The 26,692-nt window shown below is 57.7% G+C and carries 23 protein-coding genes; 10 read left to right on the top strand and 13 right to left on the bottom strand.

All coding sequences use genetic code 11. The features are described from left to right. Positions 1-56: 56 nt before the first annotated feature. Genes mksF through mksB form a run of 3 tightly spaced genes read right to left on the bottom strand, consistent with a single transcriptional unit; the run spans position 57 to position 4,823 of the window. A complete protein-coding gene (gene mksF / locus B195_RS19105) occupies positions 57-2,897 on the bottom strand; it encodes an Mks condensin complex protein MksF (RefSeq protein WP_003439742.1) in 2,841 nt (946 codons plus the stop codon). Then, positions 2,894-3,556: an Mks condensin complex protein MksE gene (gene mksE, locus B195_RS19100; protein ID WP_003439743.1), complete on the bottom strand. Its 663-nt coding sequence runs from the start codon at positions 3,554-3,556 to the stop codon at positions 2,894-2,896. Before mksE ends, mksF begins: the two co-directional genes overlap by 4 nt. After that, positions 3,546-4,823, bottom strand: coding sequence for an Mks condensin complex protein MksB (gene mksB / locus B195_RS19095; RefSeq protein WP_003439744.1), 1,278 nt, complete (start codon positions 4,821-4,823; stop codon positions 3,546-3,548). Before mksB ends, mksE begins: the two co-directional genes overlap by 11 nt. A 177-nt stretch (positions 4,824-5,000) precedes the next feature. On the opposite strand from mksB, the gene B195_RS19090 reads away from it, so the two are divergent. Further along, complete coding sequence (locus B195_RS19090; RefSeq protein ID WP_003439745.1) at positions 5,001-5,777, top strand: hypothetical protein; 777 nt, start codon at positions 5,001-5,003, stop codon at positions 5,775-5,777. Next, positions 5,770-6,222 (top strand): ribosomal protein S18-alanine N-acetyltransferase, encoded by a 453-nt coding sequence (rimI, locus tag B195_RS19085; RefSeq protein ID WP_003439747.1) that lies wholly within the window; start codon positions 5,770-5,772, stop codon positions 6,220-6,222. The genes B195_RS19090 and rimI overlap by 8 nt, the downstream gene beginning before the upstream one ends. A gap of 146 nt (positions 6,223-6,368) precedes the next feature. Here rimI and B195_RS19080 read toward each other — a convergent pair whose 3' ends face one another. Further along, complete coding sequence (locus B195_RS19080; RefSeq protein WP_003439748.1) at positions 6,369-6,785, bottom strand: hypothetical protein; 417 nt, start codon at positions 6,783-6,785, stop codon at positions 6,369-6,371. A gap of 120 nt (positions 6,786-6,905) precedes the next feature. On the opposite strand from B195_RS19080, the gene can reads away from it, so the two are divergent. Beyond that, a complete protein-coding gene (gene can / locus B195_RS19075; protein WP_003439749.1) occupies positions 6,906-7,550 on the top strand; it encodes a carbonate dehydratase in 645 nt (214 codons plus the stop codon). Positions 7,551-7,636: 86 nt separating this feature from the next. Here can and B195_RS19070 read toward each other — a convergent pair whose 3' ends face one another. Then, on the bottom strand, positions 7,637-9,055 hold the full coding sequence (locus B195_RS19070) for a short-chain fatty acid transporter (RefSeq protein ID WP_003439750.1): 1,419 nt from the start codon (positions 9,053-9,055) through the stop codon (positions 7,637-7,639). A 181-nt stretch (positions 9,056-9,236) separates the two neighbouring features. On the opposite strand from B195_RS19070, the gene B195_RS19065 reads away from it, so the two are divergent. Further along, positions 9,237-9,401, top strand: a complete 165-nt coding sequence (locus B195_RS19065) for a metallothionein (protein ID WP_081481326.1) — start codon at positions 9,237-9,239, stop codon at positions 9,399-9,401. 55 nt (positions 9,402-9,456) lie between these two features. On the opposite strand, the gene B195_RS19060 is transcribed toward B195_RS19065, so the two are convergent. Then, positions 9,457-9,681 carry a DUF6555 family protein gene (locus B195_RS19060; RefSeq protein ID WP_003439751.1) on the bottom strand — a complete coding sequence of 75 codons (225 nt, stop codon included), beginning with the start codon at positions 9,679-9,681 and terminating at the stop codon, positions 9,457-9,459. Between the two features lie 215 nt (positions 9,682-9,896). Between B195_RS19060 and B195_RS19055 the strand changes: the two genes are divergently transcribed. The 5 genes from B195_RS19055 to B195_RS19035 all read left to right on the top strand — a co-directional run bounded on the left by B195_RS19055 (position 9,897) and on the right by B195_RS19035 (position 16,333). Beyond that, a complete protein-coding gene (locus B195_RS19055) occupies positions 9,897-10,781 on the top strand; it encodes a Dyp-type peroxidase (protein ID WP_003439752.1) in 885 nt (294 codons plus the stop codon). 125 nt (positions 10,782-10,906) lie between these two features. Next, positions 10,907-13,738: an ATP-binding protein gene (locus B195_RS19050; protein ID WP_003439753.1), complete on the top strand. Its 2,832-nt coding sequence runs from the start codon at positions 10,907-10,909 to the stop codon at positions 13,736-13,738. Next, positions 13,689-14,885, top strand: coding sequence for an EAL domain-containing protein (locus B195_RS19045; protein WP_003439754.1), 1,197 nt, complete (start codon positions 13,689-13,691; stop codon positions 14,883-14,885). Before B195_RS19050 ends, B195_RS19045 begins: the two co-directional genes overlap by 50 nt. 51 nt (positions 14,886-14,936) lie before the next feature. Beyond that, positions 14,937-15,587 (top strand): response regulator, encoded by a 651-nt coding sequence (locus B195_RS19040; protein WP_003439755.1) that lies wholly within the window; start codon positions 14,937-14,939, stop codon positions 15,585-15,587. Between the two features lie 101 nt (positions 15,588-15,688). Further along, a complete protein-coding gene (locus tag B195_RS19035; protein WP_003439756.1) occupies positions 15,689-16,333 on the top strand; it encodes a response regulator in 645 nt (214 codons plus the stop codon). A gap of 10 nt (positions 16,334-16,343) precedes the next feature. Here B195_RS19035 and B195_RS19030 read toward each other — a convergent pair whose 3' ends face one another. From B195_RS19030 to B195_RS19005, 6 genes are all read right to left on the bottom strand, one after another. Continuing rightward, positions 16,344-16,868: a fimbrial protein gene (locus B195_RS19030; RefSeq protein ID WP_003439758.1), complete on the bottom strand. Its 525-nt coding sequence runs from the start codon at positions 16,866-16,868 to the stop codon at positions 16,344-16,346. 1 nt (position 16,869) lies between these two features. After that, the gene (locus B195_RS19025; RefSeq protein ID WP_003439760.1) at positions 16,870-17,358 is read right to left on the bottom strand and encodes a fimbrial protein; all 489 of its coding nucleotides are present in this window, start codon (positions 17,356-17,358) and stop codon (positions 16,870-16,872) included. Positions 17,359-17,377: 19 nt separating this feature from the next. Continuing rightward, the gene (locus B195_RS19020) at positions 17,378-18,319 is read right to left on the bottom strand and encodes a fimbrial protein (protein WP_003439761.1); all 942 of its coding nucleotides are present in this window, start codon (positions 18,317-18,319) and stop codon (positions 17,378-17,380) included. Next, positions 18,312-20,942: a fimbria/pilus outer membrane usher protein gene (locus B195_RS19015; protein ID WP_003439762.1), complete on the bottom strand. Its 2,631-nt coding sequence runs from the start codon at positions 20,940-20,942 to the stop codon at positions 18,312-18,314. Before B195_RS19015 ends, B195_RS19020 begins: the two co-directional genes overlap by 8 nt. 35 nt (positions 20,943-20,977) lie before the next feature. Further along, positions 20,978-21,676, bottom strand: coding sequence for a molecular chaperone (locus B195_RS19010; protein ID WP_003439763.1), 699 nt, complete (start codon positions 21,674-21,676; stop codon positions 20,978-20,980). A gap of 73 nt (positions 21,677-21,749) precedes the next feature. After that, entirely contained in the window at positions 21,750-22,307 is a 558-nt protein-coding gene (locus B195_RS19005) for a fimbrial protein (RefSeq protein WP_010657328.1), read from the bottom strand. 253 nt (positions 22,308-22,560) lie between these two features. On the opposite strand from B195_RS19005, the gene B195_RS19000 reads away from it, so the two are divergent. Next, the gene (locus tag B195_RS19000) at positions 22,561-25,809 is read left to right on the top strand and encodes a hybrid sensor histidine kinase/response regulator (RefSeq protein ID WP_003439765.1); all 3,249 of its coding nucleotides are present in this window, start codon (positions 22,561-22,563) and stop codon (positions 25,807-25,809) included. Positions 25,810-25,842: 33 nt separating this feature from the next. Here B195_RS19000 and B195_RS18995 read toward each other — a convergent pair whose 3' ends face one another. Then, entirely contained in the window at positions 25,843-26,616 is a 774-nt protein-coding gene (locus B195_RS18995) for a GntR family transcriptional regulator (protein WP_100917177.1), read from the bottom strand. Positions 26,617-26,692: the final 76 nt, after the last annotated feature.

Below are 26,692 nucleotides of genomic sequence, written 5' to 3'. Positions count from 1 at the left end.
AGCAAAAGACCGCGATCAATGATCGCGGTCTTTTGGTTTGCAGCGCATTTCAGGTCTCAGACCTCATCCAGCTCCGGCTGTTGAACCGGTACGCCAGCGACCGGTTGCACTTCGTCATGGCGACGAATGTACTTCCAGTCATCCTCGTCGATGTAAATCCCGTTCGGGCCGCTGCCGCCTTCAAGGTCGATGGCTACGTGGGCACAGACCTGCGGCTTGACACTGGCCAGGATAGGCACAAACCCCAGCTGCAGACTGGTTTCCAGCAGCGCGGTCTGGTTCTTCTCGTCGATGTCGGCCGCTTCGTCGAGGTAGTACGGCAGTCGAATGCGCCCGGCCTGATCGCGGTCCATCAAGTGCAGCAACAGATACATGTTGGTCAGCGCCTTGATGGTCATGGTCGTACCGTTGGACGCAGCACCGTCGATATCGGTATGGATCACCGGCTGGCCATTGACCTTGGTGATCTCGAACGCCAGCTCAAACAAATCCTTGAGCCCCAACTGGTTATGGTTTGCCGCTACCAGTCGCGCCAGATACTCCTTGGCCTCTTCGTTCTTGTTGTCCTGCTCGGCGCTCTGGCTGAGGTCGAACACCGACAGGGTTTCGCCTTCTTCGTACTGACCGGCGCTGTGGATAATCTGATCGATATGCTTGAGCGCCTCCTTGTTCGGTGCCAGTACGATACGGAAGCTTTGCAGGTTGGAGACCTGACGCTTGTTGATCTCGCGGTTGAACAACGCCAGCTGGTGTTCAAGGCTGTCGTAGTCACTGCGAATATTGCGCAGGGTGCGGGCGATGTCAGTCACGGCTGCACGACGGGCCTTGCCCAGGGTCTGGGCTTCTTCGGTGCGGTGGGCATAAGCGTTGATCAGCAGTTGCAGGCGGCGCTCCATGTCGTCTTCGCTGTCGAACTTGGCCACTCCCTTCAACCGCACCTGGGCATATAAGGCTTCGATCTGCCCGTCGCTGCGCAGCAGACTTTGCCAGCTGTCCTGATAGTCATTGAGCAGCGGCAACAGGTTGTCCATCGAGTCGTCGACCGGGTCCATGAACGGCGTGCCGAACGGCAGGTTGGCAGGCAGTAACTGACGACGGCGCAGGCTGTCATCCAGGGTGCGCTGCTTGGCTTCCATGTCACCGATCTGGCGGCCCACCAGCTGCAGCTTGGCCGACAGTTGTTGCACCCGTTCGGTGAACGCATCGCTGGAGCGTTTCAATTCGTCTTGCGCACCTTCGGCCTGGGCCAGTTGCTCAAGTTTTTCGCCTTCCTCGGCACTCAACGTCTGACTGCGGCGGAAGTCTTCCAGCGCCTTTTGTGCGTCCAGCACCTGTTGATACAGTGACTCGGCTTCGCTCTTGCTCGCCGCCCGGTCAGAGGTCACGGCCTGCTGGGTTTTCAGTTGTTTGAGTTCTTTTTCCAGACGCTCTTTGTGCTCGCGCAATGCCGCGCGGTCCGCCAGTGCCTGCAGGGCCGGCGGCTCGATATGGCCAAGATCGATGCTAAGCCCTGGCGCCTCAAAGCGCTCACCTTTGAAGCCGGCGAGGATCAGTTCCAGGGATTTGACCCAGGCATCGCTGTCATCGAGGGCAATGCCGTGCTCACCCAGCGGCAGGCTGAACAGGGCGCTGTTGAACAGGCGCATCAGGCGCTCTACATCCTGTTGCGAAAACTCTTCGCGCAGACGGGCGTAGCTGTTGTTGTCGGCGTGGTCGAGCTGCTGCTTGACCGACTTCAGGCGTTTTTCCAGATCCCGCAGGCGCTCATCCAGATCCTCGGCGCTGAATTGACGCGACTGGGACAGGGCCCCGGCCAACTCATCATGGGCATCCTTGGCGGCCAGCAGCTGCTGCTCCAGCACTTTCACATCGTCAACCAGGGCAAAGCGGTGCTTGAGCACTGACAGCTCACCAAGCCAGCGCTGTATACCGCTGATTTCCCGCTCCAGGCGCATCAGTTCCTGGGTGCTGCTGCGTTGATCGTTTTGCAGCGAATCCTGTTCGTTGCGGTAATGCTCGGATTGAATCAGCAACTCTTCCTTGCGTGCCCCGGCGTAGTCTTGCCAGGTGCCGAGCAGAGAATCCAGGAGCGGCGACAGGCGATGCAGCTTGCCGCGCAGCAGATCACGCTGGCGAACACCGGCGGCCAGCGCTTCCACCAGAGGCCCGGCGCCCACCAGCGCGTTGTAGTCCTGCTCCATGCGGCGTACGTCGCGGAAGGCTTCTTCACAGGCGGCAATGTAATCGACGCTGCCCGAACGCAGGCTGTGCTCAAAGGCATCGAGGAACAGTTGCTTGAGCTTGGCCGCAGTGATTTCGCGCATGTGCAGCAGGTTGATAAACAGGGCGCGGAACGTCTTCATGCTCTGCTCGCTGGTGGAACGCAGCGGGATCAGCGTCAGGTCCAGCGGAATCGAGGTGTGCCCGCCCACCAGCAGACGGCGCAGTTCGTCGGGCTTGAGCTCATAGGCCTTGAGACCATTGCGCTCAAGGTTGGTGAACAGCTCCTTCTGCCGCAGGCAGGTGTCGTCTTTCTGATAATGGGCCAGGTCCAGTTTGCCTGCGTAGGCAAAGAACTGGTGACCGAAGCCGCCACCCGGGCCACGGCCGACCACGCCGATCACATGGGGGCCATGGGGCAGTGAGACTTCGACGAGGATGTAGCTGGTGTCGGACGCAAAGTAGAAGCGGCGCGACTGTTCAAGGCTGTACTTGCCGAAGCTCATGTCTGACATGCGCGCCAGAATCGGGAACTGCAAGGCATTGATCGAAGCTGATTTGCCGAGGTTGTTGGCACCGTACACCGACAGTGGGTGCTCAAGCGGGAAAAGGCCCAGGCTGTAACCGGCGGTATTCAACAAGGCAAAACGGCGTATTCCGTAGCGTTCCTGGCTCATGCATCCATCTCCTGTTGCTCGGCGGCAATGGCGCGTGCCAATGCGGCTTCTTCGTCCTCTTCCTCGGGCTCAGCGTCATCGTCGATCAACACCGGCGTGGGCAGCGGCAGAATGCTGTGCAGGCTGGCGGCCAGATCGCGGTCTTGCTGAACCGACAGGCAAACATCCAGGAAGCGGTGCATCGGCGGCAGAAAACGGTAGATCCCGGGCTCTTCGCTGGCGAATCCGAGCTGGGTCATGCGGCGCATGATCTTTTCTTCCAGCTCTTCGTGGGAAGTGACCTCCGCCTGTACAAACAGATCACGGTATTTATCCAGCAGCGCAGGCAGCTCATCGCGGCCCAGGCTGCCACCATCGAGCACGGCAATCGGGTCGCGACCCTGATCGGCCAGATGCTCGACGATGATAAAGGTGAACAGTGCCAGGCGTTGTGCGGTCTTGTTCACTTGCGCGGTGGCGGTGTCGGGCACGAAGTAATAAAAGCCGCGGGTATCACACACCAGCTCAAAGCCCAGTGCCTTGAACAGGGCGCGGTATTGATCCTGAAAGTTTGACAGTTGCGCGTACAGCTCCGGGTCACGACGGCTGACGTGGTAACCCTTGAACAACTCGCGAAAGATCGGCGCAAGTTGGGACAGTTCTGACAGATCAAGATGCATGGAGAGGGCTCGCTGTAGTCTCGGTTGCGTCTTCGTTGCGAGAAAGCAGGGCGAAGGAACGCAGGCTGACCAGATGTTCGTGGGTGTGATAATCGCGGCGCTCCAGGCGTTCGCGCACGAAGCGTTTTTCCCGTGACAGGCGGGAGAACCAGTACAGCAACTCGTCGGTGTCACCGTCTGGCTCCTGTGCCAGCAGCCAGTTCATCAAGTCCGGCATTGGCAGCGCGTCGCTGCAACGATCGAGCATTTCCTTGACCGTACGCGGCGCTTTGGGTGTTTCGCCCCGGTGGGCTTTATGCGCCTTGGGGAAACGTGCCGGTTTTGCTTCGAAGCGGGCCAGCGCATACACGTAGGCCTCCACCTGACTGGCGCTGCCCAAAAAGGTACTTTGCGGGCGCGTGAACATCGGCATCGAGGCTTGCGGCACGGCGTCCAGCCCTTTGCGGCGGATGGCTGCCAGCGCCAGTGCGGCGCCACGGGTCACGGCATTGTGCCGGCGCGCTTCTTCACGCAGCGGCAGCAACAGCTCGCGGGCATGGCGCAAAGTCAGCTGGGCGCTGGTTTGCATCTCAAGGATCCGCGCATGGGTGCGCAGCAACATGTCGTCGTCCACCAGATGGCCGAGTCGCTGTTGCTCGCTGAGCATGCGCAGCAATACGTTTTCAACCTTGCGCACGCCTTGCTCGAAAGCACCGTCGGCGTTGACCAGCTGGATCATGGGCTCGACGTATTCGTCCCACGTTGCCAGAACCTCGGCATAACGCTGGCGCAGCGGGATCTGCCGGTCGCTGGTCTTGGCCCGCTCGGCTACCGCGACCAGGGCCTGTTCGTCATTGGCGAGTTTTTTCAGCACATCGCGAACGCGCATATCGAGCAAGCGCAGCTGGCGCGCCAGATCATGACCGTCACGGATGTCGAACGCATCCTGGATGTACCCCGCCAGACGCTCCAGATGACGCAGATAGGCTTCGATCTCCAGGCACAGGCCAAGGCGGTGCTCGCGCCTCAGGTAGGCCAGAAAATCGAGGATCTGTGCATTTAACTCAAAGCGGTTCGGGCTTTTGGCGACCGGCACCAGAATATCCAGCCGGATCCAGCTGTCGAGGACGTTGGTGATGTCCTGTGGCGTGCTATCCACTTGATGGATAGCCAATTGCAGACGTAGTTCGCTGAGGCTCAACGTGCCTTGGTCGAAGTGTTCACACAAAGGCTCAAGGAGTGCCCAGTGCTCGGCAAGGGCACGTAATACGCGCTTGGGTTCGATCATGGGAGGGCCGGTCAATTGGCAATGAAAGTTCTCGATTGTACTGCAACGTGCCGTCGAGTCATCACTTGACGATCAGAGGCGCAACCTGCCGAGCATCCGTTTTTCATCAACGGGGGGCGGGAAGGGCAGAAGGGCGGTAGAATTGCCCATCTTTAGTTATCCACAGATGGCCGCCCCTTGTTGAACGAGTCCCGCCGCCGCGCGTATATGACTGCCATGCAGGTGGTCAGCTGGTTACCGCGCACCGAATTGCCATTTGCCGCGCCTTCGCGGCCCGAGCTGCTGGTGCTCCCCGAGCCGCCCGCAGAGCCCGTGATTACGCGGCCTGCGGTCAAGGCAGTGGCGGCTGCGAGCGCGCCTGCAGAGCGGCCAAAGATCGAAGTGCCCCGGCCTTCGATCTCTGTGCGTGCGGCCAGCAAGCCCGTGGTTGAAGCCGAACCGGTACCAGTCACGCCCAAGGTGGTGCAACTGCCGCCGCCGCGCTTTGCCTTGCAGTTGCTGCGGGCCGGGCGTTGTCTGGTGCTGGTGGAGTTACCCACAGGCAGCGCGTTCCAGAGCCGTGATCCGGCGTATTTATTGTTAAAGGACATGTTGCGCGCTGCCGGTCTGCCCGACAGCCCGCAAATCATTGGCGAGCCCGTACGCTGGCCGTTGTTGCGCCGGGGCAATGTCGACCAGGGGCCGGAAGCCGCGCGGGAATTCGTGCAGGGCTTTGTCATGGCCCGTCTCGAAGAGGCCGAGTGTGCCTGCTTGTGGCTGGTGGGGCTGCCAGCGGTGCGTTTTGCCGGTGAGGCAGACGCGCAAGCGTTTAACACTGAACTTGCAATTGAAGGGCTGGGCTGCGCATGGGCGCTGCCGGGTCTGGAACTCTTAATGGATGAGCCACAACGCAAAGCGCATGTGTGGCAAGCCATGCGCCGGCTGATGGCGCGCTGGAAACAAAACGATGAGTGACGCTGTAACCTTTCGTCCGATGACCGAGGCGGACCTTGAAGCCGTATTGAAAATTGAATACGCCGCCTTCAGCCACCCCTGGACCCGCGGTATTTTTCTCGACGGTCTGGGGAAATACCAGATCTGGCTGATGTTTGAAGGCGAGCAGCAAGTGGGCCACGGGGTGGTGCAAATCATCCTCGATGAAGCACATTTGCTGAACATCACCGTCAAGCCGGAAAGCCAGGGCCGTGGCCTGGGACTCAAATTGCTCGAGCACCTGATGTCCATTGCCTATGCCAACAAGGCCCGGGAGTGTTTCCTGGAGCTGCGCGACAGCAACACGGCTGCGTTCAAGTTGTATGAGCGTTATGGCTTTAACGAAATCGGCCGCCGCCGTGACTACTATCCGGCGGTTGGCGGACGTGAAGATGCAGTCGTGATGGCCTGCACCCTGGTCGACTGACCCGCACCGCCACCCTGCAGGAGCTGGCTTGGCAGGATCTGGTTTGGTAGGAGCCGGCTTGGTAGGAGCTGGCTTGCCAGCGAGCTTTTAACAACATACAGCTCGCTCCTGCAGGTGGGGTGGGAGCTGGCTTGCCAGCGATCAAGTCATTCAGGTTTGCGCCCCACCGGATCTATATCTGCCAGCTCCGCTTCGTCCAGGCCGTGGCCTGCGCCAATTTCACTTTCCTTGACCACGCTCAGATCCCAGTCTGCTGCGCCACCCCGTTCTTCCATTGCCTCGTAGGCATCCCGTGCACCGTCCTCGGGTATCAGCATCTGCGCATCCAGATCATCCGGGTCCGAGCCATTGCCCGGCAGTGCCGCTCCGCTGATTTCCCGGTTGCGCGGGCGATTGTCACCAATATGGCGCTTGTACTCTTCATCGGTCACCAGATCATCCAGCGACTCGCGGGTATCCTGGGGGTCGTCAAAGTCCAGCGGTTCAACCGAGCCCATGCGGTCTTCCATATCGTCGATGTCCTCGGGTTCTTCTGCTCCAAACGGACGACGTGAATCAGTCATGGTAATTCCTCATAATGTGAGTCCTGTTACGGTGGACTCTAGACGATCCTGAAGATTCCACGTGACCCCGACCAGCGGTTGGCTGTCAAAGCAGCGCATCAACTCTTGAGGCTTCACAGCATGAACGAACTACAAGACCTGATTGATAACAACGAACGCTGGGCAGATGCGATCAAGCAGGAAGATCCCGAATTCTTTGCCAAACTGGCCCGCCAGCAAACGCCGGAATACCTTTGGATTGGTTGTTCGGATGCGCGGGTACCGGCCAACGAAATCGTCGGCATGCTGCCTGGCGACTTGTTCGTACACCGCAATGTGGCCAATGTGGTGCTGCACACCGACCTCAATTGTCTGTCGGTCATCCAGTACGCAGTGGATGTATTGAAGGTCAAACACATTCTGGTCACCGGCCACTATGGCTGTGGCGGGGTGCGGGCTTCGATGAAGGACCAGCAGCTGGGTCTGATCGACGGCTGGCTGCGTTCGATACGCGACCTGTATTACGAGAACCGCGAAATGCTGGCGCTGTTGCCGACCGAGGAAGAGCGCGTCGACCGTTTGTGCGAGCTCAATGTGATCCAGCAAGTGGCCAACGTGGGGCACACCAACATTGTGCAGAACGCCTGGCATCGCGGGCAGAAGCTCTCGGTCCACGGCTGCATTTACGGCATCAAGGACGGCCGCTGGAAAAGCCTGAACACCACCATCAGCGGGTTGGACCAGTTGCCGCCGCAATACCGCTTGCGCCCGGCAGGGGCGGTGTGAAACGCCCCCGCCACCTGTAGCCGCGAGCTTGCTCGCGATGGCAGCCCTGAACGCCGGGGTTGCCATCGCGAGCAAGTGTTTCGCTGTTACGGCATCACTGGCGGCACGTAGGTCAGCGTGGTCCCCAACGCCCACAGCAGAAACAGCACCAGGGGCGTATGCACCAGCAGTTGCACGAATGAAAAGCCAATCAGGTCCCGTGCCTTCAATCCCAGCACGCCCAGTAGCGGCAGCATATAGAACGGGTTGATCAGGTTCGGCAAGGCTTCGGCCGCGTTGTAAATCTGTACGGCCCAGCCCAGGTGGTATCCCAGATCATTGGCCACCTGCATCACATAGGGCGCTTCGATAATCCATTTACCGCCGCCTGACGGAATGAAAAAGCCCAATATCGCCGAATACACCCCCATCAACAGGGCATAGGTGTCATGGGAGGCGATCTGCACGAAGAAGGACGAAATGTGATGGGCCAGGGTTTGTCCGTCAGTGCCTTTGACCACCGTCATCAACGCGGCAATCGAACCATACAGCGGGAACTGGATCATCACGCCAGTGGTGGTGGGCACCGCGCGGGCTACCGCATCGAGAAAGCTGCGGGGGCGCCAGTGCAGCAGCGCGCCGAGCATCAGGAACAGGAAGTTATAGGTGTTGAGCCCCGAAATGGCGCTAATCGCCGGTTTGGTCGAAAACTCATGAAACAGCCAGCCGCCAGCCAGCAGTACCAGCAAAATGGTCAGCAGCGGGCTGTACTCCAGCCATTCGCCGGGCCGGGTACGCGGGGGCAATTTGGGTGTGCTGAAGGTCGGGTCAATTCCGCAGGCGGCGGCATCACGTGCCGAGTCCGGGCCCGGAGCCGTTGCGTAGGCAACGATCAGCGAGACCACCACCAGCGCCGCCAGCAATACGCCGGACTGCCACAAAAAGATGGTTTCAGTGAACGGGATGACCCCGGTAATCGACAGGATCGACGGCGGCAGACTGGCCGGGTTGGCCTGTAGTTGTGCGGCAGATGACGACAGGCCCAAAGCCCAGACTGCACCCAGCCCCAGGTAGGCGGCGGCACCGGCGGCGCGATAATCCATGCGCAAGTTGGTACGCCGGGCCAGTGCACGTACCAGCAGCCCGCCAAACACCAGCGACAGGCCCCAGTTGAGCAAGGATGCAACCATTGAAATCAGGGCCACCCAGCACACTGCCTGGCGCCCGTTTTTCGGGACCTTTGCCAGCTTGTCGATGAGTTTCACGGCGGGCGGTGAACTGGCGACCACATAGCCGCCAATCACGACGAAGGCCATTTGCATGGTGAACGGGATCAGGCTCCAGAACCCGTCGCCGAATGCCACGGCGGCGTCGGTGGGTTTGGCACCCATCGCCATTGTGGCCAGCGCCACCGTGATCACGGCAACGGCGGCAAATACCCAGGAGTCGGGGAACCAGCGCTCGGCCCAGTTCGAGCAGCGCAGGGCAAAGCGGGCAGAGCGGCTGTCTGCAATCTCAGCGGCCATGGAAAATACCTCAGTGTTCTTATGATTATTGAAGGGCCGGTTTCAGCCTGGCGTGCACAATAAATCAATTCGCAGGTATTTCCGATGGGATAAAGGGTGAACCAACGCTCGGGGTCTACAGTCACTGACTATAAGCGGCAAGCCTGTCGCTTTGTGACGACCAGACAACTTGGAGTTCAAGATGAAAGAGCACACATGTGACTGTCCGAACTGTAATTGCAAGGTAGGCGCCAATGGCATTGAGCGCGATGGCAAGCACTACTGCTGCCAGGCCTGTGCTGACCATCACCCCAAAGGCCAGGCGTGCGCCACCTCCAGCGGCTGCCATTGTGGTGACAAGGGGTAATCAGCCAAACCTCGCGCAGTTCTGCACTGCGCGAGTCCTCTGGCGAAGAGCCGACTCAAGTGGCTCGCCACTTCACATCCGCAACACCGTGTTTTTCCACTTCCAGACGGCTGGATTTGTTCTCGTTTTCACGACCTGGCCGGCCGATACGTACCACCCCCGCATCACACCCGGCCCAATGCCACGCAACGGCGTTATCCATGCGCGCCAGGCGGATGATGAAAGATTTAGGGGCCCCGTGCAGTGTGTATTCAATAACGTAAAGCTTTGCCGAATTCATGATTCAAAAAAACCTCCCTGTGGTTTCTAAGTGAGTCTCTGGTCATCAAAAAATTCCGTTTAAATGACAAAGGGCGAGGTGTTCTTCGACCCGGGTATCGCCAGCGAGCAGCATTGCTATGCACACCTAGGGTAGCCCTTAACAAAAATAACCCCCCGATCTGCGAAAAGGCGCTGCTGCAGGGGTAAACTCCCGGCTTTCCTGAAGGAGTTTCTATGAGTCTTTACCAGCCTGGCATCCTCGCCAAACCCGTACCCTCCCAGGGGCGCTACATGTTTTTTGCCCTCAAGTCCGTAGAAGCACTGCCGGCAGCGCTCGACGTTCTGTCGCAGTGGGTGGATGGCAAAAGTGTAGTGGCAGGCTTCGGGTCGCCTCTGGTAATGGCCCTGGGCGCGAAAGTTCAAGGTTTGCGGGTGTTCCCGGCACTCAATGCCATGGTTGAAAACCCGTCGACCCAGCACGCACTGTGGCTGTGGTTGCTGGGTGATGACCGCGGCGAACTGCTGCATCGCAGTCAGAAGATCGAGACCGCGCTGGCGTCTGCGTTCAACGTGCTGCAAGTAACCGAAGGCTTCCGCTACGGCTCCGACCGTGACCTGACCGGTTATGAAGACGGTACCGAGAACCCGGTGGACGAAGCGGCGGTAGAAGCGGCCATCGTGGCCAATGCCGGCCCGGGCCTGGACGGTGGCTGTTTTGTCGCGGTGCAGCAGTGGCAGCATGATCTGAACGGTTTTGCCGCGCTGCCCCAGGCCGAGCAGGACAACATCATCGGCCGTCGCCTGAGCGACAACGAAGAGCTTGAAGAGGCACCGGCTTCGGCCCACGTCAAACGCACCGCCCAGGAGAGCTTCTCGCCTGAAGCCTTTACCGTGCGCCGTTCCATGCCGTGGACTGAAAACGGCAAGTCCGGGCTGATGTTTGTCTCCTTCAGTCGCACCCTGAATGCCTTCGAAGTTCAGTTGCGTCGGATGAGCGGTCTTGAAGACGGCATCGTTGACGGCCTCTACCGTTATAGCCGGCCATTGAGCGGCGGTTATTACTGGTGCCCACCGCTGAAAGACGGGCGTATGGATTTGAGCGCGGTTCGCCCGGCTTAACCCTGTAGCGCATTTCTTGTAGGCGCCGCCGGACGCAGCCTGGTTCCTCGTCAGCTGCTACGGGGGGGAGTGCTTTCAGGAATTGTCTGATTATTTTTATCATGCCCCGGCCTCAGGCTAGGGGCATGAAATCCACTCCCCAAGCCGCCCGAAAACTTCTCCATCTTTTTGCCTGCGGCCTGTTAGTTGCGGTTTTCGCGAGCTCGTTCGTTTACCTGCGGGCAGTCTTTAACGAAGAAGTGTCCCAGCGCCGCAGCGTCATGAACGAGGCAGTGTTCAACGCTCAGGATTTTTTCGTCAGCCGCCAGACCTTGCTCAAAAGTCTGGTCCTGGCAACGGTGCCGGACACCGCACTGTCTCAAACGCCTGACAGTGTCGATCCGCTGGAAGAGATAAAAATCAGTCTGGGCAGTGAAGCGGGCCATTGGAGCCTGTGGCTGACCCGACGCATGATGGACTATCTGTACGAGAGCAAAGTCAATCTGCTGTACGTCCCGCCAGCCGATCAACCCGAGGTGGTACGTCTGTTTGACGCATCCCCCGGTCTGGACCCCCTCTTGCCCCGGGTGGTCCTGCAACGTCTGGCCGAGGAGGGCGACAGGGCGTATTCCTTTGATGATGACCTCTGGCTGACCGACAACAAGGTCCTGGACTCCCCGTTCTATTTATTCGCACGCCTTGATAGCCGCAACCTGTCTTCCGGCTGGTTGGGCATTGAAGTTGAGGTCCCGGACCTGATCGAGGCTTTACGCAGTGATAGCGCTGGCGATTTCATGTTGCTGGACGGTCAGGGGCAGATCATTTTCACCAATGCCGCGCAGTCCACCCTGGTGGATTCATTACACGCCCTGGAAGCCAGAAACTCGTTTGGCTTTATTGGTTCAGGGTGGTTGCCCGACAGCCTGGCGATCCGCAAAAAACTGGGTTATTCAGGCTGGCAAATCGTCTATGCCGTGGACATTAAATCGTTGCTGCCAGTATTGGGCTGGCCTTTGGCGGTTTGTGTGCTGCTGTTCATTGCCGTCTGTATCGGGCTGCGCTTTTTGATCGTGCGCATCGACCGGCGCCTGATTACTCCGGGTGAAAACCGTATCCAGGCGCTGGTTGAAAGTGAGGCCTTCAGTCGAGCTGCCTTGCAGGTCGCGCCGGTCGCCTTGTGCGTCATTCGCCGCACGGACGGCACGGTGGTGCTGGAAAACTCGCTTTCGCAACAGTGGCTGGGCCTTAGCAGTGAGCGTGGCAAGTTGTGCCATGGCTGGATTCATCGCGCTTTCGACGAGTCCGACCTGAGCAACAGCGATGAAGTCGAGATGGAAGATGGTCGTCTTCTTTACCTCGCGTTTGCACCGACCCGTTACAAGAGTGAAGACGTGCTGATTTGTGCGTTCAGCGACATAAGTGCGCGCAAACAGATAGAAGTGACGCTGGAGCGTGCCCGGCAGCTGGCGGATCGGGCCAATGAGGCCAAAACCTTGTTTCTGGCGACCATGAGCCATGAAATCCGTACGCCTTTGTATGGTGTTTTAGGCACCCTTGAATTGCTGGCGCGCACCGATCTCAACGATCAGCAAAACAACTATTTAAAAGCCATCGAACGCTCTTCCGGCAATCTGTTGCAGCTGATTTGCGACGTACTGGATGTGTCGCGTATCGAGGCGGGCCAACTACAGCTTGAGCTCAACACCTTCAGCCCGATGGAATTGATAGAGGAGGTGATTCAGGGATACAGCGGTGCTGCTCAGGCCAAGGGCCTGCAGCTGTTTGCCCTGATTGATTCGACGGTGCCCGAGTGGCTCAGCGGGGATGTCACCCGTATCCGCCAGATCCTCAACAACCTGCTCAACAACGCCCTGAAATTCACCGACTACGGAAAAGTCGTGCTGCGCCTGAAAATGGACAGCCGCGATGATGAGCGGGTCATGTTGCACTGGCAGGTTTCGGATACCGGTAAAGGGATCGCCCATGAAGAACAGGCCCACTTGTTCGAGCCCTTTTATCAAGTGGAGTCTGCCAAGCACGTGGTCGCGGGTACGGGGCTTGGGCTTTCTATCTGCAAGCGTCTCATGCACTTGATGAACGGCACCATGCGGTTGGTCAGCGAGCCGGGCCTGGGCAGCAGCTTTACCCTGCATTTGCCCTTGGTACAGGTCAAGGCCCCTTCGCGCCTGAGCCCCTTGGGCAAATTGTCTTCCAGTGTTGTGTATGTGGTATCGCCCCTGCGCGAGCTGGCTGAATGTTATTGCGCCTGGTTACGACGCTGGGGCGCACGGGCTCATCTGGGAGCCCCGAAGCAGGGCGATGCCTGTGACGATGGGGTGTTGCTGGAACTGCACCCGGGCTGTGCCCGGCAATTGTTGGAGCCCGACTGGACGGGGCCGCTGGTGGTGGCCGCCAGTCACAGTTCGCAGCCACTCTCGACTGCCAATCCTTGCTGGCACGCCGACCTCAACAGCTTGCAGGACGTATACCGCGCCCTGTGCGAGGCGCAGGGCATGCGCACAGACAGTCATTTAAAAACGGGAGCCGCCAGGGCAGAGCTCAATCTCGGATTACGAATCCTGGTTGCGGAAGACAACGTCATCAATCAGCTGATTTTGCGTGACCAGCTCCAGGAGCTGGGCTGCACAGTGACATTGGCCAGTGATGGTCTGGAGGCGCTCGAGCTCTGGCAGCACGGGACATTCGATCTGATTTTGACCGACGTCAACATGCCAAGAATGAACGGTTATGAGCTGGCCACCCGGTTACGGGCCATGAATATTACTGAGCCAATCATCGGAGCAACGGCCAAGGCCATGCCCGACGACTCCGAGCGTTGCCTGAACGCCGGGATGAATCACTGCCTGATCAAGCCTTTCACGTTGCACACCCTATACAACTGTCTTCAGCACTTTAAAGGAGGATCCAGTGAAGCCCTATCGTGTACTGGTCGTCGAGGATCATCCCTTTCAGCATGAGTATTTACTGAATGTATTCAGCGAAGTGGGGGGCTTTGCAGTTGACACCGTTTGGGACGGCGCGGGTGCCCTGCAATGCCTGGCCCGTAATGACTATGACCTGCTGCTCAGCGATTTGCTGATGCCGGGCATGGATGGCGTGCAATTGATCCAGAGGATTGCGGCCCTGAAAAAAACACCGGCGCTGGCGCTGATGAGTGCCTCGTCGCGGCGAATGTTGATCAGTGCGGGCCTGGCGGCGAAAAACCTGGGTATTACAGTGGTCGGCCTGATTTCCAAGCCGGTGGAAATCAATGCCGTCATGCGTTTGAAAGAGCGTATGGCGATCTTCCGGCTCAACGGCGCCATGGACCCTGCGCAGGGTATACAGGTCGATCCGCAAAGTATCGAAACGGCCATGGGCAACGGCCAGATCCAGGCGTGGTTCCAGCCCAAGAAGTCTCTGCGCGACGGCAATATTCTCAGCGCTGAAGCGCTGGTCCGTTGGGCTCACCCCGAAGTCGGGCTGTTATTGCCCAAGGACTTTCTTGCGCTCTTGATCAACCAGGGGCTGGAGGAGCGACTGCTGTGGCTGATGCTCGAGCAAACATTGCAGGCACAAAGAAAGTGGCGCGAGCAGGGATGGGATATCCCGGTTTCGATCAATTTGCCTACTCACTTGCTGGACAACCACGATCTGGCCGACCGCTTGCGCGATTATGTGATGGCCGATGGCGGCGAGCCGCGCAGCATCGTGTTTGAGCTGATGGAAAGCTCAACCACAGAAGAGCTCAGTAACTACTATGCTGGCGCCTGTCGCTTGCGCATGATGGGTTTTGGCCTGGCCCAGGATGACTTCGGCAAGGGTTTCAGTTCCTATTTCAACCTGGTCTCAACCCCCTTCAGCGAACTCAAGATCGACCGTTCGCTTGTGCATGGCTGTGTTGAAAATGAAAATCTGGCCTCGGCCCTGCGCAGTCTCGTGGAGCTGAGCCGAAAGCTGGGACTGACGGTGGTTGCTGAAGGGGTCGAGACACAGGCAGAACTTGCATTCTTGCGTAGCATTGAGTGTGATCAGGCCCAGGGATTCCTGATCTGCGGCGCCGTCTCATGCACAGATTTCGAAACCCTGTTGCTCGAAGACAGCTCCTGGCCAACCTGCAACTAGCCCCTGCAGGGCATTCCCGCTTTAGTTGCGTCATCAATATGGAGTCAGGCAATGCGCGAGTTAAAGGTTGTGATTGCCGACGATCACCCGGTGGTCCTGGTGGGGCTTCGGGAAGTGATTCAACGGGACAAGTGTTTCAATCTTGTCGGCGAAGCCCTGAATTCGTCGCAACTGGTAGAGCAGCTGGTAGTGCATCAACCTGCCTTGTTGATTACCGACTTCAACATGCCCGGTGATGAGACCTTTGGTGATGGACTGCAGCTGATCGAGTACCTGATTGAACATTTTCCGGGGGTGAAAATCCTGGTGCTGACCATGGAGAGTAATCCGCTGATTATTTCTCGCTTGCTGGAAATGGGCGTGGCGGGAGTGATTGCAAAAAATCATATCCATCAAGAAATAGGTAAAGCGCTGAATGCTCTGGCCAAGGGTCGGCCCTATGCCGGGGCGGCGGCTCCGGCCACGTCGGTAATCACCAACCTCAAGGTCATTGATGAGCGTTTCTCCACACTGTCACCCCGCGAAGTTGAAGTGTTGCAGCTGTTTGTGGCCGGCAACAGCGTGGGGGACATCGCCCGTCAGTTAAATCGAAGTGTCAAAACAGTCAGTACACATAAAGTGTCTGCGATGCATAAGCTGGAAGTGCTGAATGACCATGCTTTACTCACTTACTGCATAAAGGCTGACCCGTGGAACCTGTAGTCGTTGCCCGGGCACGGGGCTGCGAATGGCACGAAAGAACCCGACAGATCACAGTCCCATAGGGGCATGCGACTACACAGAAAGTTGGAGTTAGGTAAGCCATGGCGCAAATGAAAGTCTTGTTGGCCGATGATCACCCGATTGTGTTGATGGGGGTGCGTGAAATCATCGAGCGCGACCCGCGTTTCAAAGTGGTGGGCGAGGCGCTGAGTCCGTCCGGATTAATCGAAAAGATTTCGCTACTGCGTCCTGACGTGATTATCACGGACTACAACATGCCGGGTGATGAACATTACGGCGATGGCTCGCGTCTGGTGGAATACCTGCGCCGGCACTTTCCCGAGCCGCGGATCATAGTGCTGACAGTGATTTCCAATCCGCAGGTTTTGACCTGGTTGTATGACTTGGGCATCAGCGGGGTCATATCCAAGAGCTCGGGGCTGGAGCAGATTCTGGTCGCACTGGATGCGTTCTATCGGGAGGGGCATTACCAGCAAGACATGCCTGAGGGTACGTCGAGTGAGGAGCTGGATGATGTTGCGCAAAGGCTCAGTCAATTAACCGTCAAGGAATTCGAGGTCCTGCGACTGTTTGCTTCTGGCATGGCGGTCGGGGAAGTTGCGCAGAGCCTGAACCGCAGTATTAAAACGATCAGCACCCTGAAGATCTCGGCAATGCGCAAGCTTGATGTCGACAATGATCAGGCGTTGCTGATCCTGTGCCTCAAAGCCAATCTGTTCACCTGACCGAGCGGGTTTACTGGTAGATCATTTCCATCAACAGCGTTGAACTGTAGCTGCCGACTGCGGGCATTTGATTGCCGATCCTGACTGGCCGCACCGAGAGCTTGAGCTTTAACAGTGTGTCTTCAACTGCGAAGGCATGCTGTTCACCCAGGGTCAAATCCACCGTGTTGACGCTGCTGCTGACATCACTCAGGCGGGTTTTCAACCCCACTCGGTCAAGGGTGGTGCGCAGCGTGTTGCTGTCAAACGAACCATTGCCCGCGCTAAAGCGCAGCAGCACCTGGCTGCCTTTGAGGCATTGAAAGTTCAAGTCCACATCAGTCCATTCAGAACTGTCTGCGCTCAGCACGCTCAGGCTCGCCTTGGGGATATCGACACTCTGCGACGTCGGGAAACTGGCCGTGCAGGGCGGTTTTATCAGGGTGCCGGTAATATCGAGCCGGCTGGCCTCCTCATCGCCATACGCTGTGCCGCAGCACAGCGTTACGCTCGCCAGCAGTGCTGCAATCAGGCTGCCTCTGGCCTGTATGAACATCTCACAGGTACTCGAGGGTAATGACCGACGAACCGGTGAAACTACCCTCGGTCTGTGCGGCGATCGCAATCAGCTTGGCGGTCAAACCAAGGTTTACGGTGCCGCTTTGATTGGTCAGGTTGCGTTTGGTGCCGGTGACATTGGCCACGGAGTTGTCACTTTTCCACGACAACATATACACAAGGTTGGTCTTGCTGGTAGTCGCATAAGTGGTGGAGCCTGAATAGACGCCCGAAGCCTTGATGCTGACGTTCAGTGCCGAGTTGGCCGGGCAGTTCAGAGTGACCGGAATATCCACGCTGCTGGCGCTGCTTATCTGGTCGGTGCGAATGCTGCCAAAGTTGGCAGTCAAGGTTTTGCTGCTGGTCAGGGAGCAGGGCGCTTTGGTCAGGGTGCCACTGACGTTGATGGTGACGGTGTCGTCTGCATACGAAGAGGTGCACGCCAGACCAGTGAGAAGGGCTGCAGCCATTGATAAGCGCAAGTTCATGATCGGTTCCTGTGGTCATTCAGAGATAGTTGATGTTGAGGGTGTATTGGCTGGTGAAACTTCCAGTGGGTGAAACACTGGTATTCAGGCGCGGCCGGAAACCTAGGCGAATGGTATTGGCGCCTGTAGTCAGGTTGAGCGTACGCGGACTGTTGAAGGTCACGGCAGAGTTGTTATCGGCCCAGGTGGCGGCCATCGACAGGCCGGCCAGGGTGGTCGCCGAAACCCCGGGGCTGCCACTCACAGCGCTTTGCGTGGGCACCAGCGTGGCGGTTGCCTGGGTGCCGCGGGTGCAGTTCAGCGTGACATTTGCCAGTTGCTGCGAAGTCGCGAAGTCATTTGAATTCAAAGTACCAAACGGCAAGTTCAGCGCACTGTTTGAACTCATGGTGCAGGCTGGATTGATAATCCTGAATTTAAGGGTCAGGGTTTGAATCTTGTCGACATAACCTTCATAGCCTTTGATTGAGGTACTCGTCAGGTTAAAGGTAATCGAGTAGTTACCAGGGTTCTTTACACCGTAGGGCATGTAATACAGCACGCTATAGGGAACGATGGTGCCGACGGGCAACCTCTGGCAGACATTGCCGTTGGGGGACATGCAAGTGGTTGATGCGACGCCCCAAGGCTGTTCGGGTACTACTCCTCCAGCATCCGACCACGCATAGATGGGCCAACCGGTGTCTATTGTGCCGGTCCAGACCTGGGTGTGTTGCAACGATGAGCCATAAGGGAAATTGCGCGTCACTCGGCAACTGCCGGTCATTCTTGTTTCGAAATACTGCCCCGGGGCCAGGTCGCCCAGATTCACCACACCTGTGGTGCCTGTCGGGGTACAGGCCAGGTTGTTTTCAATCAGTGCAAAGGCCTGTTGGCAACCAAGGCCCAACAGCAAGCCAAGCAGCAGCAAGCAGCGTTTAATCCGGCGCGAGCCGGGCAGCAGGTTTGTTGAGTTATGCATCGGGAGTACCTTGAGTGTCTGCATGGGCGGCCGACGGGGTATCGCAACTGATCTGCAGTTGGCCGATGCCCGTGTCTGACAGCGTGTAATTGTTCAGGTCCAGATCTGTGGCGCACCACTGCCGGCCGCTGACATTGATCACCAGTCGCGACTTTTCGGGTACGCCAGTCAGAAATACCCGACCCTTGTCTGCCACCATGGCGTTGCTCAATAAGGTGCCGTCCAGTCCATAAACCTGAGCCTCGGCAGCAAAGGGTGCCGGCTTGCCATCTTTGGCGCTGAGGCTGATCAACAGGCGGCGACCATTGCGGGTCTCGAAGTTGGCCAGTACAAAAGCGCCACGATTGGGGGTCACTTCCTGCACCAGTTGCTCGACGTCGGTGTTGTCCGATAACGAGTCGGTATCGAGCGCTACCTTGTTTTTGCGGTAGGGCTGGGCAGAAGAAATAATCGTGTAACCGCTGCTGTTGGTTTTGACCCCGCTTTTGGTCAGCACACCGACGTCCCCGGCACCGGGCGTGGCCACGATGATGTTGGTCTCGCCCAAAGGCTGGGTGAACATCAGGGTGTCACCGGTGGCGACGATCGCACCCTCCACGCCATAGTCCGTCTGGCGGGTGTTCTGGTCCTTGTTGTAAGACCCGTGCCAGATGGCATTGGCCGCGTTGTAACGGGCGGCAACCGAACCGCCGAGCAAGCGCTCGTCGTCACTGACTTGCTGATTGATGCCCAGGTTGTAAGACAGGGTGTCGTTGGGGAAATACGAGCCGCTGAAGGTGGCGTTGCGGCTGGCATTGCCGCCCGAATCCTGGCTGTTGCTCAGGCCCAGACGGCTGCTGCTGCCCGGATCGCCCAAGGGAATGCTCACGCTCAACGATACGCTGCGAATGTCATCACCGACGCCGCTGTTCTGCGCCAGGCCCAGGTTGTAGGACGCGCGCCCGACACTGAAGCTGTAGCCCAGTTGCACCGAGGTATTGCTCTTGGCCAGGTTCCAGTAATCGGTTTTGGTCAGGTTGGCGTACATGCCGCCATAGGAGCCGAATTGCTGCGATACGTTGGCGGTAAAGCTGCTTTTCATATGGCCGCTCAAGTACGGGGTATACATCGCACTTTCGGTCAGTGTCTCGTCCACATAGGGTTCGAGGGAGTTGTTGGCGCGCGCATTGATCGCTTCGTTAAAGCTGTAATAACCGCTGGTGGAGTAGCGGTAGCCAATCAGGCTGAAGCTGGTGTCGGTCAGATCGATGGACTTGGAATAACGAAAACGAAAAGACTGCCCCGACAGGGTCTTGGAGTCCGGGCCCATGTCGTCGCTGATGGCATGGGTCACGTCCAGCGAAATGGCGCCGAAACCCGAAAAGTCGTGGGCAAAGCCCGCCAGCACGGAGTGGTACTGTTCACTGACGATGGTGCCACCGAACAGGGTGGTACCGTCAGTCAGACCCCGGCGGTAGGTGCCTTGTACAAAGCCCGGCTTTTGCGGGTTCAATGCACCGTCTGCAGGGCGATACTGGCCGGCGGTCACGGCGTAGCTTTGTTGACCTTCGCGCAACATGTAGGGCACGGACGAGAACGACTGGACATACACCTGACGCTCGCCATTGGAGCCTTCAACCGTGACTTCGATATCACCGTTGCCCGAGGTCGAGTACAGATCCTTGAGCGCAAACGGGCCGGACGGCACCCACTGTTCGCTGATCACATAGCCGCGCTGGCGCAACGTCACCAGCGAGCGGCCATTGGCCACGCCACGAACTACAGGCGCGAAGTTGCGCGAGTCATCCGGCAGCATGTCCAGATCAGAAGCAATGCCCACACCGCGGTAGGAAATCGTGTCAAACAGATCGCTGTCGGTTGAGCTTTCACCGACCGTGGCAATCGCCATCAGGTTGCCCAGGTCCCGCTGCACATAGGTGTCCACGGACTTCCAGTTGCCATCGACGTTGGTACTCTTCTGCCAGGTCGAGAAGTTGCGAAAGCGCCAGGCCCCGCTATTGAAACCGCTGTGCACACTGCCGAACTGGGACTGACGATTGCCGTACTGGCTCTCGTAGTGGCTGCCTGAAAAGTTATAGTTGGCAAAAGCGACTTGCTCGCCATCGCTCCAGCTTTTACGGCGGGTAGCGAATGGAATGCTGCCGATATAAGCCTGGGGCACTTGCAGGTCAAGCTGCTGTTTATTGAAGTCGTAGTCATAGGTGATACCGGTCAGGTCGCCCTGGAAGTACACACAGTTGTCAGCACTGATCTCAGTGTTTTTCAGGCGCTCGGGGTCAACGCCAAAATCAGTCAGGGCCTGAAGGCTGAAGCAGGGAAACAAGCCTGAAGGGGTCGATGTCTGGCTCGGCGTTTCGCGGACAAACTGCAAGTCGCGCTGTTCGAGATAACGATTGCTCAGTGACAGGTCGACACGATAAATACCCGGAAGTTGGCTTTGGCTCATGGCTTTTACTTGCTCGGCTACTTCGGCCGAACTGTTGCCGCCACCAATTTCCAGAAAGGAAGAATCGAAGCTGTAGTCTGCGCGAACGGCAGTCGTTGTGAGACTGATCGCACTGAGGGACAGAAGGCCCCAGTAGTTTATTCGGCGCGCGAAGGCGCACATGCGCAATCGCAGCATGAGAGAGTTCTTCCAGTCGGCGTGTAGTTCAGTATTCAGCGAGCAATAACAGGTGTTGTCTTGACCGTACTGCCGTATTCGTTGATGTAGCTGAATTCGAGGGTGTCGCTGTTTTTAAACGGTATTTTTGTAGTAATTGAACTACCGGGTTTTATGACTTCGGGCAGGCCTGTGCTGGCGTTGTTGTTAATCAGCAGTTCACTGACTACCACGTTATAGCCCGACGGGTTATGCACACTTAAGTGGCCGCCATCCGCTCGCCATTGAAGCCCTTCAACGGCTTGTACCAACGTGCCTTTCAAGTCGGCAGGGCGGTAGAACAGTTTGATTGTGGTCTTGAGTGCAATTTGCAGCACGTTTTGATTGCGTTGTTCTTCACTCAGGGCCGGGATGGCTTTTACGTTGAGAAAAAACAGGCTTTCTTTATCGGTGGGCAAGTTTTGCGCGTTGGTCGCAATTACCCGCAAGATATTCTGGCTATTGGCATCCAGGCGAAACAATGGCGGGGTGATGATGAATTCATCTGCGCTCTCATCCGGTTTGTCGAATGTGCTGACCCAGGATTGCACCAGATACGGTACGCCGTCGTCACCGGAGTTTGAGAGTGAAAGATTGGCTTCCTTGTCTTTGCTTTGATAAATAACCCGCGTAGAGCCGACATTGACGCCTGCTTGAATCTGGGGCAGCCAAAAGACCGCTGCCAGTGTCAACAAGGCTGCAATTTTTAAACGCATGAAGGGTGTCCTCTGTTTAACCTAACGACCGAGCTCGCGATTGAACGCGAGCTCTTTCGTTTAAAAACATGAATTACTTGTAAGTAACGTCGAAGCTGGCCAGGGCGTTAACTTTACCGGTGCCGATACCGCTCACTTCTTCAGTGTCTGCCGCCAGACGTACATAGGAAGCGGTGAAATCGAAGGTGTTGCCTTGAGGGCGCAGTACGTAATCAGAGCTGGCGGTGTTCAGTGCCAGTTTGGAGCCGGTGCGTGCATCGTTGATCTGAATGCCGACGCCAGTGATCTGGTTTTCACCGGTCATGCCCAGTACGGTTGCATCAGTAACGGCTTGTTGGCCGCTGAACTTGATGGAGGCGTTTTTCAGGGTTGGGCCGCTGCAGTTCTCCAGAGAGATGGAGAACGGAGTGGCGCCGGCTGTAGAGCCAACAGTGCTGGCGAAGTCAGCGATACGCACCTGGCCCATATCAACGGATTTCTTCACGCTTTCGCTGTTGATGGTGCATGGGTTGTCGTTGATGACGCCGGTGAATTCAACCTGGCCGTCAGCCGCTTGAGCAGTCGCCGCTGCCATGACGATCAGCATCGAAGAACCACAAAGTGCCGTGTATTTACCTATTTTTTGAAACATGGGAGACGTCCTTTACAAACAGATGAAGTGTGATATTCATTTTAAGTGTCAGCCTGACAGCGGCGTGCCGCAGCAGGTGTTGCACAGGATGCAGCTGAACGTGGAATAGCCCCATCAGACGATTCCTGTTCGTCGTTTCAAGCGTGGTCCAGGGCGGGCAAAGTGCTGTTTTTTGTAGCTCTCAAAGTGCGTAGATACCTTGGCAGCTAGTGGGCTTGCCAGGCTCCATCCAGCTAAAAGACGGCGCTGAATAATGAAGCAAGCAAAGGTACGTCTCGGTGCACTGGCATTGAGTTCATTGCGACTGAACAAGCTGTTGCTCCTGCTGACCGGACTTGCCCTGTTGCTGGTGGGCATGAGTTATTGGGCCGTTAACCGTTTGTTGATGGAGGAACGCGAAAAGACCGAATTCCACTTCGCACGGTTGATTGAAAGTATTCATGAACACGAAGACTTTTTACGCATTGGCGCTGAAAGTTATGACCACGCCAGTGGCAACTTTTCGATGGACAACAAGCCGCGCTCGCACATTGAATTGATGCGTCAGGACAACGAGGTTTTATTTCAAAACCGGGACACGGCCAAGTCCCTGCCGTTTACCGTCAGTCAGCGCGACACGTTCAGCCTGGATGATATGCAGGGGGTTTATTCGTTTGGCGTACAGTTGACCGATCTGTTCACGGCTTACTGGTCCGATTCTTATTATTCGGCACCGCAAGTGTTTGTCTTTTCACCCACCGCCCAGTTTTCCATTGCCGTCCCCGGTATTGATGGCACCCGCCAGTACCCGCTGTTGTTCAAGGATAATTTCTTTGCAGTGACCAAGCGTTTGTACGACGCGTTTTTGCCCCGGCGTCAGGCGCTCAACAGTGATCAAGTGTTGTGGATGAAAGCTCCGCTCGAGCTCATTCAGAAGCGCAAATACATAGTGGGCGCTATCAAGGTCAATCTTCCCCAGCGCTTTATGCAGGCGGCTAACGAGGGGAGTTCGGTGATTCTCAGCGCCTTGCTTGATGTCAGCGATGTGAGTGACCTTGAACGCTTGTTGATGCGCCCCACCAACAGTCGCCTGACCCTGATCTCCCCTGCTGGCGACGTGTTGTTGGGTGATGCTCGGAATGTCGAAGAGCTGGCGCCCGGGCTGAGTTTTACCCGTGACGGTCTGCGCTTCAAATTGACCTCAGGCGGGGCCGACCCCTGGATCGGCCTGTACGCCATCACGTATCAGAACTTCTTTGGCTATGCGAAATGGCCCTTGATGGGCGCGGCGGGCCTGTTTGGGTTGTTCGTCCTGATTGGCTGGCGCGTCAACCGCTGGTATCGGGTGCGGATCATCGAGCCTGCTCAGCGCTCCAGCCAGTCCCTGGCTGAAAGTGAAGAGTTCAATCGGGTCATGCTCGATAACGCGCCCGTTGGCCTGTGTGTGGTAGAGCGTGCAACCGGCGTCATATTGCTGGAGAACCAGCGCGCGCAGCAGTGGCAGGGCACGCCTGAACTGATTGCCTTGTTGAAGCGTGATTACGCCGAACGCGAGCCGGGTGAGGTCCAGCTTGAAGTGGCCGGGCGTTATCTGCAGGCCTGTTTTGCATTCGCCCGCTACAAGGGCAGGGATGTGGTGCTGTGCGGTTTCAATGACATCACCCGGCATGTGGATGACGCCAATCTGATGGAGCAGGCAAGGCTCGCGGCCGATGAAGCCAGCAAGGCCAAGACCCTGTTTCTGGCCACCATGAGCCATGAAATCCGCACCCCTCTGTACGGGGTGCTGGGCAATCTGGAGCTACTGGAACTCACGCCTCTGAATGAGCGCCAGCACGAGTACCTGAAAACCATTCAACGCTCATCCGCCGTTCTGTTTCAGTTGATCAGCGATGTACTGGATGTATCCAAGATCGAGTCGGGGCAAATGGCGGTACAAGCCCAAGCCTTTTGCCCGCTGGATTTACTTGAAGATTGCGTGCGCAGTTACTCGGCGGCAGCGAGCAATAAAGGCTTGAAACTGTTCGCCTGTGCGGACGCAAACTTGCCGCCACTGGTATGCGGGGATGCAGTGCGTATCCGGCAAATCATTAATAACTTGCTGAGTAACGCGATCAAGTTCACCGATTCAGGCCGGGTTGTTCTCAGGCTCAAAGTGACCGGCATTGAACCGGACCATGTGTCGCTGCAGTGGCAGGTTTCTGATACCGGTATCGGTATCAGCGAGCAGCAACTGACCCGCCTGTTCAAGCCTTTTTCCCAGGTCGGTGGCAGCGAGCGGGCAGGCGGGGCAGGGCTGGGTTTGTCTATCTGCTCGCGGTTGAGTGAAATGATGGGCGCCAACTTGCGGGTGGTCAGTGAGCCGGGACTTGGCAGCAGCTTCTCATTACAGATGTCCTTGCCCGTCATTGCCGGCGCGCTGCTCAACAGTGCAGACATTGATCTGCGCAATGTGAATATCCATGTCCGTGCGCCGCTCAAGGATATCGGCCAGAGCCTGGTTGACTGGTTGTGTGCCTGGGGCGCGCGGGCGCAGTTATTGCCGGTCTCGGAAGCTGAAGACCGGGATGCGATCCTGCTGGATATCGTCACGGGTTCCACGCAATCGCAACAAGCTGCGGGTGAGCGCGTCATTGCGACTGCGTCGGGCCGCAGCCAGGCGCAAAGGACGGCTCGGGGATGGGAGGTCAATGCGTATGACATCCGGGCGATTGCCAGAACCTTGATGCAGGTGGCGCAGGGAACTGCACCGCAGTTGAGCGCCACTGTGCCGCAGCCGCAGGCAAGTCTGGAGTTGAATGTGTTGGTGGCCGAGGACAATCCGGTCAACCGCGAAATCCTCAAGGAGCAGCTTGAAGCCCTGGGTGTTCGAGTGACATTGGCAGAGGATGGTGAGCAAGCCTTGGTGCGCTGGAGCGAAGGCTCGTTCGATCTGGTGATCACCGATGTGAACATGCCCAGGCTCGACGGTTATCAGTTGACCCGGCGCTTGCGTGAGCTTGATCCGGCTGTACCGATTATCGGTGTGACCGCCAATGCCATGCGTGAGGAGGGTGAACACTGTCTGGAAGTCGGGATGAATGCATGGCTGGTCAAACCCTTGAGCCTGAGCACCTTGCGCCAGACCCTGTGCGCTTATTGCCCGCAGACAACGCAGGCCCCTGCGCCCGTGCTGGAATCCGCCGCCAGGGCTGAACCCGCAGACGACCTTGAAGGCTGGATTACGCTTTCGCCGGCCATGCATCGCCTGTTTATCAGCACCCTGCAGGAGGACCTGACCCAGGCCGGGCTGGCGCTGCAGCAAGGCGACAGCGCGACACTGGTCAGTTATGTGCATCGAATCAATGGTTCATTTGCCACGGTCTGCGCGGTCAATCTGGCGGCGGCATGCAATGAGTGTGAAATCGCCTTGCTGCGTGAGTCCTTGAACCCTGAGTCAGCAGTGGCGATCAAGGCATTGCTTAACCGCCTGCACGGCGTGGTGGCGAGGATGGTTGAAGGGGAGCTGTACCCTGAAGGTTAGCGATGCAGGCTGAGAGCGGGTTCGGCCCGCTCGCTACAAACGCAGCTTGCGACGGATTCTTTCCACCCGGTCACTGTTAGGGCCCGCCAGCTCCTGGCGCTCGCGCAGGGTTGCAATGTAACTCTCGCGGGTTCGCAGGATATGGCGGCTGAGCAGGGTCGCCAGCGCGCCATGCTTGCCCGCCTCGGCGAGCTCGATCATCTGCCGGTGATCGTTGAACGAACGGTCCGGCTCATGCCGGGCGCGCCGGGCCAGATGCGTGCGCAAGGCCGCGACACGGCCCAGGTTGCGTTCGTAGGCGTCCACCAGATAACGGTTGGCGCTGAACTTGAAAAAACTCAAGTGGAACTCGGTGTCGGCAGCGCCGTAGGCCAGCCTGTCATCCTGCTCCAGCGCCATGATCATCTGTGCCAGGGCATCGCGCAGTGCCTGCAGGGTGGCCTCGGGGTTACGCTCAAGCGCACGACGCGAGGCTTCGACCTCCAGGGTCACACGGTGCTCGCAGAGCTCGACTATGTCGTCTTCGGTCGGGCTGAACACGTAGCTGCCGGATTTGGCCACCACGTTCACCAGGCCCTCGGTCTGCAACAGCGCCAGGGCTTCGCGAACCGGCGTGCGGCTGACCTCGAAGGCGGCGGCCAGACTTTCTTCGGACAGCGCCTCGCCCAGGTCGAAACGCGCCGAGACAATGGCTTCACGGATCTCATTGGCCAGACGCATGGCGAGGGACTTTTCTACGGATTTGCTCATCGGATCTACGCAGGTTTTGTTCGCCGAGCCATGGCTCAAGGCTGTGTGGGGCATCATGATAACGGAACATCAGCTTTAAACTTGTATACTAGTTGTTGTACCTTAGATTCGTCCCCCAACAATAATATGGACG

Origin of the sequence: Pseudomonas sp. Lz4W (genome assembly GCF_000346225.2) — a bacterium.
Lineage (GTDB): Bacteria > Pseudomonadota > Gammaproteobacteria > Pseudomonadales > Pseudomonadaceae > Aquipseudomonas > Aquipseudomonas paraversuta.
Note: the sequence above shows the minus strand (reverse complement) of the source record. Positions and strands in the feature narration are given on the sequence as shown.